11 protein-coding genes and 1 riboswitch are annotated in these 14,252 nt (G+C 63.6%); of the genes, 8 read left to right on the forward strand and 3 right to left on the reverse strand.

Features of this window, described 5'->3' with window-relative positions; genetic code table 11:
* Window positions 1-9: 9 nt before the first annotated feature.
* From polA to tsaD, 3 genes are read left to right on the forward strand one after another with little or no spacing between them, the layout of a single operon-like run.
* On the forward strand, window positions 10-2,622 hold the full coding sequence (gene polA / locus ACMKFF_RS03120) for a DNA polymerase I (protein WP_419496001.1): 2,613 nt from the start codon (window positions 10-12) through the stop codon (window positions 2,620-2,622).
* Window positions 2,619-3,077, forward strand: a complete 459-nt coding sequence (gene rimI, locus ACMKFF_RS03125; RefSeq protein WP_419496002.1) for a ribosomal protein S18-alanine N-acetyltransferase — start codon at window positions 2,619-2,621, stop codon at window positions 3,075-3,077. Before polA ends, rimI begins: the two co-directional genes overlap by 4 nt.
* Complete coding sequence (gene tsaD, locus ACMKFF_RS03130) at window positions 3,058-4,074, forward strand: tRNA (adenosine(37)-N6)-threonylcarbamoyltransferase complex transferase subunit TsaD (RefSeq protein WP_419496003.1); 1,017 nt, start codon at window positions 3,058-3,060, stop codon at window positions 4,072-4,074. The genes rimI and tsaD overlap by 20 nt, the downstream gene beginning before the upstream one ends.
* Window positions 4,075-4,387: 313 nt before the next feature.
* On the opposite strand, the gene ACMKFF_RS03135 is transcribed toward tsaD, so the two are convergent.
* The 3 genes from ACMKFF_RS03135 to ACMKFF_RS03145 are packed head-to-tail and all read right to left on the reverse strand — an operon-like array spanning window position 4,388 to window position 6,722.
* On the reverse strand, window positions 4,388-4,948 hold the full coding sequence (locus ACMKFF_RS03135) for a DUF5662 family protein (RefSeq protein WP_419496004.1): 561 nt from the start codon (window positions 4,946-4,948) through the stop codon (window positions 4,388-4,390).
* A gap of 15 nt (window positions 4,949-4,963) precedes the next feature.
* Window positions 4,964-5,314, reverse strand: coding sequence for a sigma-70 family RNA polymerase sigma factor (locus tag ACMKFF_RS03140; RefSeq protein ID WP_349136587.1), 351 nt, complete (start codon window positions 5,312-5,314; stop codon window positions 4,964-4,966).
* Window positions 5,315-5,321: 7 nt separating this feature from the next.
* Window positions 5,322-6,722, reverse strand: a complete 1,401-nt coding sequence (locus ACMKFF_RS03145; protein ID WP_419496005.1) for a recombinase family protein — start codon at window positions 6,720-6,722, stop codon at window positions 5,322-5,324.
* Window positions 6,723-6,959: 237 nt separating this feature from the next.
* Window positions 6,960-7,043: riboswitch (glycine riboswitch) on the forward strand.
* A 387-nt stretch (window positions 7,044-7,430) separates the two neighbouring features.
* Between ACMKFF_RS03145 and gcvT the strand changes: the two genes are divergently transcribed.
* The 5 genes from gcvT (at window position 7,431) to ACMKFF_RS03170 (ending at window position 14,242) form a co-directional block, all read left to right on the forward strand.
* Complete coding sequence (gcvT, locus tag ACMKFF_RS03150; protein WP_419496006.1) at window positions 7,431-10,079, forward strand: glycine cleavage system aminomethyltransferase GcvT; 2,649 nt, start codon at window positions 7,431-7,433, stop codon at window positions 10,077-10,079.
* A gap of 81 nt (window positions 10,080-10,160) precedes the next feature.
* Window positions 10,161-10,538, forward strand: a complete 378-nt coding sequence (gene gcvH, locus ACMKFF_RS03155) for a glycine cleavage system protein GcvH (protein ID WP_349136590.1) — start codon at window positions 10,161-10,163, stop codon at window positions 10,536-10,538.
* Between the two features lies 1 nt (window position 10,539).
* Window positions 10,540-11,859 (forward strand): aminomethyl-transferring glycine dehydrogenase subunit GcvPA, encoded by a 1,320-nt coding sequence (gene gcvPA / locus ACMKFF_RS03160; RefSeq protein WP_419496007.1) that lies wholly within the window; start codon window positions 10,540-10,542, stop codon window positions 11,857-11,859.
* Window positions 11,856-13,259, forward strand: coding sequence for an aminomethyl-transferring glycine dehydrogenase subunit GcvPB (gcvPB, locus tag ACMKFF_RS03165; protein ID WP_419496008.1), 1,404 nt, complete (start codon window positions 11,856-11,858; stop codon window positions 13,257-13,259). The genes gcvPA and gcvPB overlap by 4 nt, the downstream gene beginning before the upstream one ends.
* Window positions 13,256-14,242, forward strand: a complete 987-nt coding sequence (locus ACMKFF_RS03170) for a lipoate--protein ligase (RefSeq protein ID WP_417323813.1) — start codon at window positions 13,256-13,258, stop codon at window positions 14,240-14,242. Before gcvPB ends, ACMKFF_RS03170 begins: the two co-directional genes overlap by 4 nt.
* Window positions 14,243-14,252: the final 10 nt, after the last annotated feature.

Here is a 14,252-nt window from a genome sequence, read left to right on the forward strand (position 1 = left end):
AGATACCATATGAAGCTGATGATCCTGGACGGGAACAGCGTCATCAACCGCGCGTTTTACGGTGTGCGGCCGCTGACGACCCGGGACGGACTTTATACCAATGCGATCTACGGCTTTCTGAATATTCTGGAAAAGGAGCGCAGCGAGGAAAAACCGGACGCGCTGTGCGTGGCCTTTGACCTGCACGCGCCGACGTTCCGCCATCTGCGCTATGACGGCTACAAGGCTACGCGCCACCCCATGCCGGAGGAGCTTGCCATGCAGATGCCGGTCATGAAGCAGGTACTCGCCGCGATGAACATCCCGGTCTATGCCTGCGAGGGCTGGGAGGCGGACGATGTGCTCGGCACGGTCGGCCGTCTGTGCGAGGAGGCCGGGTGGGACTGCGCCATCCTGACGGGAGACCGCGACAGCCTGCAGCTCGTCGACGAGCACGTCTCCGTGCGCCTGGTGCACACGCAGGGCGGGCAGACGCGGACGGAGCGCTATACGCCGGACGTCTTCCGCGCGGAATACGGGCTGGAGCCGAAGCGCCTCATCGATCTGAAGGCTCTTATGGGCGACAGCTCGGACAATATCCCGGGTGTAGCGGGCGTCGGGCCGAAGACGGCAAACGACCTGCTGAAGCGCTTCGGTACGCTCGACGGCGTCTATGCCAATCTTTCCCGGGAAAACATGAAGGGAAAGCTGTTTGATAAGCTCGAAAACGGCCGCGAGTCGGCCTATCTTTCCTATGAGCTGGCGACGATCCGCTGCGATGCGCCCATCGACTTCACGCCGGAGAACAATCTCATCCGGCCGCCGAAGCGCCGGGCGCTGTATGACCTGTTCACCACGCTGGAATTCCAGCGCCTCATCGACCGCTACGGCCTGCGCAGCGCCGCTTTGGAGCAGGACGAGTCGGAGGAACCGGCGCAGCCCGTGACAGGCTCCTGTACGCTTCTGGACGTGCAGACCCCGGAGCAGGCGCAGCCGCTGTTATCAGGCGTGACGCTCAGCATTGCTGCGGCGGACGATCTCTCGATGCTCGTGGCCGCGCCGCACATGGATGGCCCGGACCAGACGGCCTATGTGCTGCGCCGCGAAACGCTCGGAACGGACTTCGTGCCGCTGCTGCAGCGCCTGTTTGCGGCGGACGTGCCGAAGACCGTGCACGACAGCAAGCCGCTGCTGCGTGCGCTGCTGGCTCTCGGCGTGGAGCCTGCGGGGATTGTGTTCGACACGGCTGTGGCGGCCTATCTGCTCGATGCGACGCGCGGGGCCTACGCCCTGCCGCAGCTGGCGCAGGACTATCTGCACATCCCGCCTGCGGACGAGGCCTCGCTCCCGCAGGAAAGCGTCCTTGCCATCCGGACGGCCTGCATCGACGGCCTGACGGAGGAGCTCGGCAAGCGCCTGCGCGAGCAGGGCATGCAGCCGCTGTTCGAGAACATCGAGCTGCCGCTGTGCCCGGTGCTGGCGCAGATGGAGCACGACGGCATCCTCGTCGACGCGCAGGCCCTGCATGACTTCGGCGAGATGCTCTCCGAGCGCATCGACGCCTGCGAGAGCCTGATCTTCGGCTATGCCGGAGAGACGTTCAATCTCAATTCCACGCGCCAGCTCGGCGTGTTCCTGTTTGAAACGCTCGGCCTGCCGCCCGTCAAAAAGACGAAGAGCGGCTATTCCACGAATGCCGAGGTACTGGAAAAGCTCCGTGACCGCCATCCGGCCGTGCAGGCCATCATGGACTACCGCATGCTCACGAAGCTGAAGTCCACCTATGCCGACGGCCTGCAGAAGGTCATCGGGCCGGACGGCCGCATCCGCACGACGTTTCAGAACACGGTCACGGCGACGGGCCGCCTGTCCTCCACGGACCCGAACCTGCAGAACATCCCCGTGCGCACGGAGCTCGGCAGCGAAATTCGCCGCATGTTCGTCCCGCGCCCCGGCTGGGTGTTGGTCGACGCGGACTACAGCCAGATCGAGCTGCGCGTGCTGGCGCATATCGCGGACGATACGCGCATGCAGGAGGCGTTCCGCTCCGGTGAGGACTTCCATGCCGTGACGGCCTCGCAGGTGTTCGGCGTGCCGCTGGAATCCGTCACGCCGCTCATGCGCCGCCATGCCAAGGCCGTGAACTTCGGCATCGTCTACGGCATCTCGGAGTTCTCCCTGGCGCAGGACATCGGCGTGTCCCGTGCGGAGGCCAAGGCCTATATCGACAGCTATCTCGAAAAATACAGCGGCGTGCGCGCCTATATGCACGATATCAAGGAGACGGCGCGCGAGAAGGGCTATGTGGAGACGATCTTTGGCCGCCGCCGCGCCATTCCGGAGATCAAAAGCTCGAATTTCAACGTCCGCTCCGGTGCGGAGCGCATCGCGCTCAACACGCCCGTGCAGGGCAGCGCGGCGGACATCATCAAGCTGGCCATGGTGCGTGTGTTCCATGCGCTCGAGGGGCTGCAGGCCCGGCTGCTGCTGCAGGTGCATGATGAGCTGATCGTCGAGTGCCCGCAGGAAGAGGCGCAGCAGGTCATGCAGATCGTCACGAATGAGATGGAGCACGCCGCTGCGCTGCGGGTCCCGCTCGTGGCCGAGGCCAAGCAGGGAGAAAGCTGGTACGCTGCCAAATGATCGAAATTCAGGAAATGACCGCCGCCGATGTGGCGGACATCGCCGCGCTGGAGCGTCTGTGCTTCTCCGCGCCTTGGAGCGAAAACTCCATTGCGGAGGAGCTGGAAACCGGCTTCAGCCTCTGGCTCGTTGCGCGGCTGGGCGGCGCATTTGCGGGCTATGTCGGCGCGCAGCTCGTGCCGCCGGAGGCCGATATGATGAATCTGGCCGTCGTGCCGGAGCTGCGCCGCCGCGGTACGGCACAGGCGCTTCTGCAGGCGCTGCAGGAAAGGCTGGCTGCGCGCGGCATCGGCTCTCTGACGCTGGAGGTCCGTGCCTCCAATCTCCCGGCCCAGCGGCTCTATACCGCAGCGGGCTTTGCCTGCATCGGGCGCAGGCCCAATTACTATCTCGCGCCCCGAGAGGACGCGCTGATCCTCAGAAAGGAGCTCGATCATGCGGATCCTTGCCATTGAATCCTCCTGCGACGAGACCGCCGTCGCCATTGTGGAGGACGGAAGACGCATCCTGACGGACTGCATCGCCTCGCAGGTCGCGCTGCACCGCGAATACGGCGGCGTTGTGCCGGAGATCGCCTCGCGCAAGCATATTGAGGCCATCTACGGTCTTGCCGAGCAGGCGCTGGCGAACACCGGCCTGACGCGCGGCGAGCTGGACGCCGTCGCCGTGACCTATGCGCCCGGCCTTATCGGCGCGCTGCTCGTCGGCGTGAATTTTGCCAAGGCGGCTGCTCTGGCGCTCGATGTGCCGCTCATTCCGGTCCACCACATCAAGGGCCATATCGCGGCCAACTATCTGGCCTACCCGGACCTGGAGCCGCCGTTTCTGTGCCTTGTCGTCTCCGGCGGGCACACCATGTTCGTCGATGTCGAGGACTATACGAAGCTGCGCATTCTCGGCGGCACGCGCGACGACGCGGCAGGGGAGTGCTTCGACAAGGTCGCACGGCTGCTCGGCATGCCATACCCCGGCGGTGCGGCCCTTGACCGCGCGGCGCAGGGCGGAGACCCGTCGCGCTATCCCATGCCCCGGCCGCACCTGAGCGGCAATCCGCTAGACCTGTCGTTCTCCGGCCTGAAGACTTCGGCCGTGAATCTCATCCATAACGCCGGGCAGAAGGGCGAGCAGATCGTTATCCCGGACCTCTGTGCCGCCTTCTCGGAGGCTGTGTGCGGCATGCTCGTGCCGCGCGCCATGCTGGCGCTGGAACAGACGGGACGGAAGACGCTGGCCGTGGCGGGCGGCGTGGCCGCCAACAGCCGCATTCGCGCTGCGCTGCAGCGGGAGACGGCCGCCCGCGGCGTGCGCCTTTGCATGCCGCCGCTGTCGCTGTGCGGCGACAACGGCGCGATGATCGGCGCGCAGGCGTATTATGAGTATCTCGCTGGCAACATCGCCGACCAGACGCTCAACGCCTATGCCACGCGCTCCATGGAGGGCGAGGCCTTATAAGACCCAAAAAATCAATGCAGGATGTCGATCGGCATCCTGCATTTTAATTTCCTGTTACCTGTCTGTAAATTTTTGTCACAAACGGGGTTATGTCAACTCCGGAACATGGCACTGCTGTGCAGAGGCGTTTTTACAGGCCTGTGCACAACTGCCCGAAATCCCCGCGAAAGCCCGCTAAATCAGGGGTCCTGCTGTGCACAACCTTGTGCAGAATGTGAATAACTCCTGTGGATGGCAGTTTTGCCCTTCATTATTGTCAACTTCCGACCGGATCGGCCTGCGGGCAGAAAAGGAAATGATTCCTGCATTTTTGTCACTGCGCAGGAACGGCAAACGGCTTCCCGGCCAGCACGACCTCGCGCAGGAAGCGGAACGTCTCCTTTTCGCCGCGGTCGCGCAGCATGGTCAGCACATAGAGAAGCTCGCGGCGCGTGTCCGGGTGCATCATCGAGCCATCGCGGACCTCCTCGGCGTGGACGAGATAGTTGAGGGCATCGGCGTCCGTGTAGGCGCTGCCGTGGTAGATCTTGCAGGCAGCGATGCGGTCCATGACCATCTCCACAAAGAATTTGCGCGGCATCGGCACGGCGCGGTAGACCTTCGTCTTCGGGTCGATGTCCGTCCAGTATTCGTAGTGGTGGCGGTTGCGGCCCTTGTGGTGCATCCATGCGGCGGAGTAGCCATAGAGCTCGCGCTCATAGGAGTTCGGGCTGCGCGTCCCCTGATAGTATTTCGCGCCGGTCCAGAACTCTGTGGGGGAGTATTTGGACAGGTCGTGCGTCAGGCCGCGCCAATACAGCCCGACGCGGAAGCAGTGACTGCGCACCTTCCAGCGGTGGTGCGTGATGGTACAGAAATGTTTCCATGGATGCATTTGTGATCGTTCCCTTCAGGTTTCTTTTGTCAGTGCGTCCTCCAGCTTCTGCAGGGCGCGTTTTTCGATGCGGCTGACGTAGCTGCGGCTGATGCCGCACTGCACGGCGATCTCCCGCTGTGTCAGCGGCTTGCGGTTGCCCAGCCCGTAGCGCAGCAGAATGATGCGCTGCTCGCGCGGGGTCAGGCAGGTGTTCACGGCGGCGTGGAGCCTGCCGTAGATCTCTTTTTCGGACAGCTGCTCGAACAGATCCTCCTCCGAGCAGATCACGTCCATCAGCGACAGCGCGTTGCCATCCCGCCCGGTCTCGATGCATTCCGAGAGCGAAACGTCTGACGCGCTCTTCCGCTGCCCGCGGAAGTACATGAGGATCTCATTTGCAATCCACCCGGCGGAGCGTCACGCACAGCGTTTCGCCGTCCCAGCGGAGTTGCTCCGTCAGGGCCTCAAGGACGCGCTGCGTCCGGCGGATGGTGTCCAGGCAATCGCGGAGCACGAGAGGGATACGGTCCGGCGGCGCAGGGGAGGATTCAGGCAGGCCGCGCCGCAGCCCCCGGAGTGCGGCCGCCAGCGCGGCATGGTCCTCCGGCAGGGCGCAGAGCATGGCACGCACGGCGGCGTCTGCTGCAGTGCCAGGGACGTTCGGGCAGCTGCATTGTTCCCGTCCGCCGGTCGATTTCGCACGACAGACATAGGAAAAGCGCTCGCCGTCTGCCGCGCGGCGGTATTTGGCATACATCGGTCTGCCGCAGCGGCACTGCAGCAGACCGGCTAACAGGGCGGGCGTCTCGTGCTCCGTACGCGGCGTGCGGCAGTCCGTCCGCCGGAGCCGCTCCTGCACGGCGGCCCACTGTGAGCCGGGGATGAGGCCGGGGTGCTGCCCAACCGCGACGATCCAGGCCTCCGGCGGCAGGGCGACGGCGGTGCGGCCGCGGGACTGATCCGTGCGGTGATAGGCAAGGACGCCGTGCCGCCCGTCAAATTCTTCCTGCGCAGCGGAGAGCTCCGTGCCTGCCGCCCGGAGCCAGACAAGCATATCCGCATCCGCCCGCGCATAGACCGGGTTGTGCAGGATATCGCGCACGGCGTGGCGCGTGAACGCGTTGCCGTTTTTTGTGGTAATACCGCGCTCCTGCAGTCCCTTTACAACGGCTGTCAGAGAGCCGAGGCGTGCGAACAGGCTGTACATGGCCTTGACGGTCTCCGCCTCCTCCGGAAGAAGCCGCAGGCGGCAGGCACGCTTTGTTCGCCCGTCGATGGTGACGGCCTGCACGGCCTCCGAGGCAAAGCCGGTCGGCGTGATGCCGCCGAGCCAGCGGCCGGTCTTGGCCAGCTCACGGAGGTTGTCACGGATGCGCTCGGCAATGGTCTCGCGCTCAAGCTGCGAGAAGACGGATGCAATGTACATCATGGCCCGGCCCATGGGCGTGGACGTGTCGAACTGCTCCCGAATGGAAACGAACGCCACGTTCAGCTGCGCCAGCCGCTCGATGAGGGCGGTGAAGTCTCCGATGCTGCGGCTGATCCGGTCGAGCCGGTAGACGATGAGCATACGGAAGCGCCCGGCCTCGGCCGCGCGCATCATCCGCCGGAAGGCGGGGCGGTTCAGGTCCCCGCCGGAGAAGCCGTCATCTTCAAAAATTTCCGGCTCCGGCGCGTCCGGCTCGTGCGCGCGGAGATACTGGCGGCATAGCTCGATCTGGTTGCCCACGCTTTCACCCTTGCCGGTGAAGCGGGATTTTCGGGAGTAGATCGCAATGCCTTGTTCGTGCAATGGCAGCACCACCCTGCTATGTGATGTGCTCTCCTTCATGATAGCATAAGGAGGCAGGAAAGTAAATGCCGCCCGGCTGGAATTTATGCCCGGCAGCGGCAGACATCTTTGTACAATGCAAACAAAATCCGGAAAAATTTTGGAATAATTGTTGACAAAACCGTGTAGAAAATGGTATTGTAAGTAGGGCGCGGGAAGGACCGCGCCGGGATAACACCGGAACTGAATAAGTGTCGGATGATTGGTCCGGGAGAGACCGCGCGCTGCGCGGCGCCGAAGGGGAATGCAGAAGCTCTCAGGCAAAAGGGTCGGGCGATGACGACACTCCGAAGAGTGCGGCGGCAGCCGCACGCCGAAGGTGCAACCTGCCGGAAACGGCGGGGAATCTCTCAGGTAATGGACGGAGGCACGAAGCCAAGGGGCCGTGTGTCTCAGACTGTCAAAAAACCTGCCAAGCCAAAAGCTTCGGAGGGAAGAAAAGTGTGAAAGGAAACCGTCAGGGTGTCCTTTCGCGTTTGATCACCCGCCGCAGCGGCAGAATTGCAAAATATTACTACAAAATTTTATTTTGCAATTCTGAATGCAGCTTGGCGAAAAGCCCCGAAGGGACATTTTGACAAGCTGAGGCACGAAGCCATGGGGCTTTGTGTCTTTTTTCATATCCGGCGGCCGCAGAACGCGGCGAAATCATAAAGGAGGAACCCAGTAATGAGCGAACTCAAGCGCACCCAGCTCTATGACGTCCATGTAGCGGCAGGCGCCTCTATGGTGGATTTCGGCGGATGGGAGATGCCCATCCAGTACCCCAGCGGCATTGTGGCGGAGCACCTGTATACCCGCCATGCCTGCAGCCTCTTTGACGTCTCCCATATGGGCCGCGTGCTCGTCGAGGGCCCGGACCGCGTTGCCTTTCTGCAGCATGTGCTCAGCAGCAACGTCGAGAGTCTGGACCTCAACATGGCGCAGTACTGCATCATCCCCACCGAGAACGGCTCCGCCGTCGACGACGCCTATCTCTACCGCTTTGAAGAGGAACGGTTCCTGCTTGTCGTAAATGCGGCGAACACGGAAAAGGACCTTGCGCACCTGCGCGAGGCAATGAAGAACTATAACTGTACCATGACGGAGATCACGAAGGACTGGGCGGCCATTGCCGTGCAGGGCCCGAAGTGCAAGGACATCCTCATGACGCTCTCCGGCGGCGTGCAGCTCACCGAGCCGATGAAGAACGCGCTCGGCACCGTCACGCTCGAGGGCCGTCTGGTCCGCGTGGCCAAGACGGGCTACACGGGCGAGCCGCTCGGCTTTGAAGTTTACTGCCGCAGCGAGGACGCTGCCTGGCTGTGGAACCGCCTTGTGGAGCTCGGCGCAAAGCCCGCCGGTCTCGGCGCGCGCGACACGCTCCGCCTCGAGGCTGCTCTGCCGCTGTACGGCCATGAGATGGGCCTTGATCCCGCCGGGAACGAGATGCCGATCTTCGCCGTGCCGCTGGCCAAGTTTGCCGTCAGCTTTGCGCCCCAGAAGGGCGACTTTATCGGCCGCAAGCCGCTCGAGCAGCAGTTTGCCGCCTTCAAGCGCATCATGAACCGCGACTTCAGCGATCTGTCTGTGCTGCCGCGCCGCATCCAGCCCATCACGCTGCTCGACCGCGGCGTCATGCGCGCCGGTATGCCCGTCTACCGTGGTGAGAAGCAGGTCGGCTGGGTGACGAGCGGCACGATGGTTCCGTATTACGTCGCCGAGGGCGAGGGCCTGCAGACCGTCATCACCGACGAGACGGCCAAGCGCGCCATCGGCCTGTGCTACATCGACAGCGACATCCTCACGGATGACACCGTGGAGGTCGATATCCGCGGCAAGCGGCTCAAGGCCGTCATTCCCGCGAACCATATGAGCGTCAGCGCGCCGCCGTTCGCGCGTCCGCTGCTGTATCGCCCGGAGGAGAAGGATCCCGTCGGCTCTCTCGAGAACCTGCCCGGCAAGGCCTTCGAGCTGCTGAAGAAGGCCGAGGAGAACCACTTGTGGCGCCAGAAACAGTGCATCAACCTCATTCCGTCCGAGAATACGCCGAGCCACGCCGTGCAGATGCTCAGCGCCAGCGACCCCAGCTGCCGCTATGCCGAGCACAAGAAGGTCCTGTCGTTCTATGACAAGGATATCTTCTATTATCAGGGCACGAAGTTCATCGACGAGGTCGAGCGCCTGCTCGTCGAGCAGATGCGCCTGTACCTCGGCTGTGCGCAGGTCGAAACGCGCGTCGTCAGCGGCCAGATGAGCAATATGGCCACGTTCTCCGCCCTCATGGACTGGAAGAACCGCCTCGACCGCAAGCACACGCCGCAGCGCCTCGGCTATGTCATGAACAACCACATCATCAAGGGCGGCCACCTGTCGGCCCAGCCCATGGGCGCGCTGCGCGATTACGTTGCCGTCGATCCGAAGACGGAGCGCACGGCCGTCGTGAACTTCCCGGTATGCCGCGACAACATCTACAAGATCGACGTCGAGGGCACGAAGAAGCTCATCGACGAGTATCGCCCCGAGCTCATCATCTTCGGCAAGAGCATGGTCCTGCACCGCGAGCCGGTCGCAGAGATCCGCGCCTTTGTCGATGCGCAGAACATCCCCACGACGATCATGTACGATATGGCCCATGTGCTCGGCCTCATCGGCGACCACTTCCAGAACCCGTTCGCGGACGGCGCGGAGATCGTTACCGGCTCGACGCACAAGACGTTCTTCGGCCCGCAGCGCGGCGTCATCGGCGTGAATTATCAGCGCGAGGACCTCAAGTGGGGCCTGTGGGAGGCCATTGAGAGCCGCACGTTCCCGGGCAGCGTCTCGAACCACCACCTCGGCACGCAGCTCGGCATGCTGATGGCCGCCTATGAGATGAACCACTTCAAGGATGCCTATCAGAGCGCCATCATCGCCAATGCAAAGCACTTCGCCCGCGCGCTCAAGGCGCAGGGCCTCGATGTGCAGGGCGATCCCGCCATCGACTACACCGAAACGCATCAGGTCATCGTCTCCGTCGGCTACGGCACCGGCCCCGAGGTCGCAGAACGGCTCGAGGAGAACAACATCATCGTGAACTATCAGGCCACGCCGGAGGAAGAGGGCTTCACCGCCAGCGGCGCGCTGCGTATGGGCGTCAGCGAGATGACGCGCTTCGGCTTCGGCCCGGCGGAGTTCGACGAGCTGGCTTCCCTGATGGCAGACTGCATCCTGCGCGGCAAGGACATCTCGGAGGATGTCGTCCGCCTGCGCAGCCGCTTCACGAAGATGCACTACTGCTTCAACGACGCGGAGTTCAACGCCGCGCTCGATCGCTTCGCCGGAGAGATCGGCTTCTGAGATCAACAAAGTCCGCCCCGCGGAAGCGGGGCGGAAAACCGACATGAAAAATACTGAAAAATTTATCTGGGAGGAACTACCATGAATTATCCTGTTGAGCTGCAGTACACGAAGTCCCACGAGTGGGTGAAGACCGAGGGCGACGTCACGGTCGTCGGCATTTCCGACTTCGCGCAGGATGCGCTGGGCGACGTCGTGTTTGTGAATCTGCCCGGCGTCGGTGACGAGGTCACGGCAGAAGAGGCCTTCGGCGATGTCGAGTCCGTCAAGGCCGTCAGCGATCTCGTCAGCCCGGTCACCGGCGTGGTGCTCGAGGTCAACGAGGAGCTGCTGGACCATCCCGAGCTGCTGAACAGCGATCCATACGGCAACTGGCTCATCAAGGTCGAGCAGGTGACCGATACGGAAGAGCTGCTGGATGCCGCCGCCTACGAGGCCTTCTGCGCGCAGGAGGGCTGACATGGGCAGCTATGTTCCCAACACCCCCGAAGAGCGGCAGGAGATGCTGCGGGCCATCGGCCTGCACGACTTCCGCGAGCTCTACGGCGATGTGCCCGCGTCCATGTATCTGGACCGGCCGCTTGATCTGCCGTCCGGCATGAGCGAGCTGGAGGTGTGGCGGACCATGACGGAGCTGGCAGGGGAGAACAAGGTGTTTTCCACCATTCTCCGCGGCGCCGGAGCCTATGACCACTACATCCCCTCCATCGTGAAGTATATCCCGGCAAAAGAGGAGTTCCTGACGGCCTACACGCCCTATCAGGCGGAGCTGAGCCAGGGCATCCTCCAGTCCATCTTTGAATATCAGACCATGATCTGCGAGCTGACGGGCATGGATGTCTCCAATGCGTCCGTCTATGACGGCGCGACAGCCGCCGCCGAGGCAGCAGCCATGTGCCGCGACCGTAAGCGCCGCGTGACGCTGATCTCCGGCGCGGCCCATCCCGACGTTATCAACACCGTCCGTACCTACTGCTACGGCACGGGCGACGAGCTGCGCGTCATCCCCGTCAAGGACGGAAAGACCGATCCGGACGCCCTGCGCGAGCTTCTGACGGCCGGAGACGTCTCCGGTGTGTGCGTCCAGCAGCCGAACTTCTTCGGCCAGCTCGAGGATGCCGAGGCACTCGGTGAGATCATCCATGCAGCGGGCGCGCTGTATATCCTCAGCTGCAACCCCATCGCCCTCGGCATCCTGAAGACGCCGAAGGAATGCGGCGCGGATATCGCAGTCGGCGAGGGCCAGCCGCTCGGTATGCCCCTCGGCTGGGGCGGCCCGTATCTCGGTTTTATGGCCTCCACGTCGAAGCACATGCGCAAGCTGCCGGGCCGCATCGTCGGCCAGACGGTCGATTCGCACGGCGAGCGCTGCTTTGTCCTGTCGCTGCAGGCGCGCGAGCAGCACATCCGCCGCGAGAAGGCCAGCAGCAACATCTGCTCGAATGAGGCGCTGTGCGCGCTGACGGCGGGCGTTTATCTCTCCGCCATGGGTCCGGAGGGCCTTGCCGAGGCTGCGCGCCAGAGCATGGCCAAGGCGCACTATCTTGCCCGCGGCCTTGCGGCCATCGAGGGCGTGACGCTGCGCTATTCCGGCGAATTCTTCCATGAGTTCGTCACGGATCTGCCGAAGCAGGACGAGATCCTTGCTGCGCTGGAGCAGGCCGATATCCTCGGCGGTCTTCCGCTGGAGGGCGGCATCCTGTGGTGCGCCACGGAGAAGGTCCCGCGCGAAGCGCTGGACCGCACCATCGCCATCGTGAAGGAGGTGCTGAGCAAATGAAGCTGATCTTTGAGCGAAGCGTTCCCGGCCGCCGCTGCAGCATCCTCCCGGCGTGTGACGTCGAGGAGACACCGCTGCCGGAGTCCCTGCGCCGCGCGGAGGCTCCCGTTCTGCCGGAGCTGAGCGAGCAGGACCTCAGCCGCCACTATACGGAACTGAACCACCACGTCCACGGCGTGAACTGCGGCTTCTATCCGCTCGGCTCCTGCACCATGAAGTATAATCCCCGGATCAACGAGGAAATGGCCGCGCTGCCCGGCTTTACGGGCATCCATCCGCTGGCCCCCGCCCACACGGTGCAGGGCTGCCGTCGTGTGCTGGAGCTTGCGCAGCAGTATCTGTGCGAAATCACGGGCATGGACGGCATGACGTTCCAGCCCGCAGCCGGTGCGCACGGCGAGTTCACGGGCGTTCTGCTCATCAAGCAGTATCACGATGCCCGCGGCGACAAGAAGCGCACGAAGATCATCGTTCCGGACTCCGCGCATGGCACGAACCCGGCTACAGCTGCCATGTGCGGCTATCAGGTCGTGAATATCCCGTCCGCGCCGAACGGCTGCGTCGATCTCGAGGCGCTCAAGGCCGTGCTCGGCGACGACACCGCCGGACTGATGCTGACGAACCCGAACACCGTCGGCATTTTTGACGAAAACATTCTGGAGATCACGCGTCTTGTCCACGAGGCGGGCGGCCTGTGCTACTATGACGGCGCGAATCTGAACGCCGTCATGGGCGTTGTGCGCCCCGGCGACATGGGCTTTGACTGCATCCACCTGAACCTGCACAAGACGTTCTCCACGCCGCACGGCGGCGGCGGCCCCGGCGCGGGCGCGGTCGGCTGCAAGGACTTCCTGAAGCCCTATCTGCCGCACTCCGTCACGCTGGACGGCGTGGGCCACATCCAGGTGCGCGCGTTTGCGGGCAACTTCCTCGTCGTGGTGCGCGCACTGGCCTATCTGCTCACGCTCGGACGCGAGGGCGTTCCCGAGGCGGCACAGAATGCCGTTCTGAACGCGAACTATCTCATGCGCCGCATGGCGGGCACGTTCCGCCCGGCGTTTGACCGCATCTGCATGCATGAATTCGTTCTCGATCTGAGCGAGTTCAAGAAGGAGACCGGCGTCTCCGCGCTGGATGTCGCCAAGACGCTCATCGACTATGGCATGCATCCGCCCACAATGTACTTCCCGCTCATCGTGCATGAGGCCCTCATGCTCGAGCCGACGGAGACGGAGAGTCGGGAAACGCTCGACGAGGCGGCGGAAATTTTCCGCAAGCTCTATGAGCTTGGCCACAAGGACCCGGAATACATGCACGCTGCGCCGCATCATGCGCAGATCGGCCGTCCGGATGAGGTGCAGGCTGCCCGCAATCCCATCCTGAGGTGGACGCGCGCATGATCCGGAAGCTGCTGTACCTCTGCACGGACAACACCGATCCGTATCATAACCTCGCGCTGGAGCAATACCTGACCGATACGGTCCCGGCGGATACCTGCATCCTCTATCTGTGGCAGAACCGCCATACCGTGGTCATCGGCCGGAATCAGAATGCCTGGCAGGAGTGCCGCACGGCGCTTCTGGAGCAGGACGGCGGGAAGCTCTCCCGCCGCCTCTCCGGCGGCGGCGCTGTGTATCACGATATGGGAAATCTGAATTTCACGTTCAGCCTGCCCACGGCGGAGTACGATCTGCACCGGCAGCAGCGTGTGATCGTCGAGGCCTGCCGCTCCCTCGGCATCGAGGCGAGCTTCTCCGGGCGCAACGACATTCTGGCCGCCGGGCGGAAATTCTCCGGCAATTCGTTCTATCACCACAACGGCTGCTCGTTCCACAACGGCACGCTGCTCGTCTCGGTCGATATGGCCAACCTCGGCAAATACCTGACGCCGTCGCAGCGCAAGCTGCAGAGCAAGGGCGTCGCGTCCGTGCCGTCGCGCGTTGTGAACCTGTCCGAGCTGCATCCGGGTCTGCGCATTTCGCAGATGCAGCAGGCCATGGCGCAGGCGTTTGCGGATGTCTACGGTCTGCCGGTCACCACGATCACGGAATCGCAGCTCGATGCCTCGGAGATCGAGGCCCGCCGCATGCGCTTTGCCTCCTATGACTGGATCTACGGCAGAGCGCAGCCGTTCCCCTTCTCCTGCGGGGCGCGCTACCCCTGGGGCGAGATCACGCTGGAGCTGCAGGTCGAGGAGGGCGTCTGCCGCGATGCGGCCGTCTACACCGATTCGATGGACGCGGAGTTTGCCGCGCCGCTGGCGGAGGCCCTGCGCGGCTGCCGCTTCCGCGTGGCGGACCTGTGCGGCCGCGTGCGCGAGGTGCCCGCCTGCTGTCAGATCGCGGACGACCTGTGCGCCCTGCTCGGCGAGCAGGAAATTTGAAAGGAGTGCC

Origin of the sequence: Faecousia sp. (genome assembly GCF_048519415.1) — a bacterium.
Taxonomy (GTDB): Bacteria; Bacillota; Clostridia; order Oscillospirales; family Oscillospiraceae; genus JAZOXB01.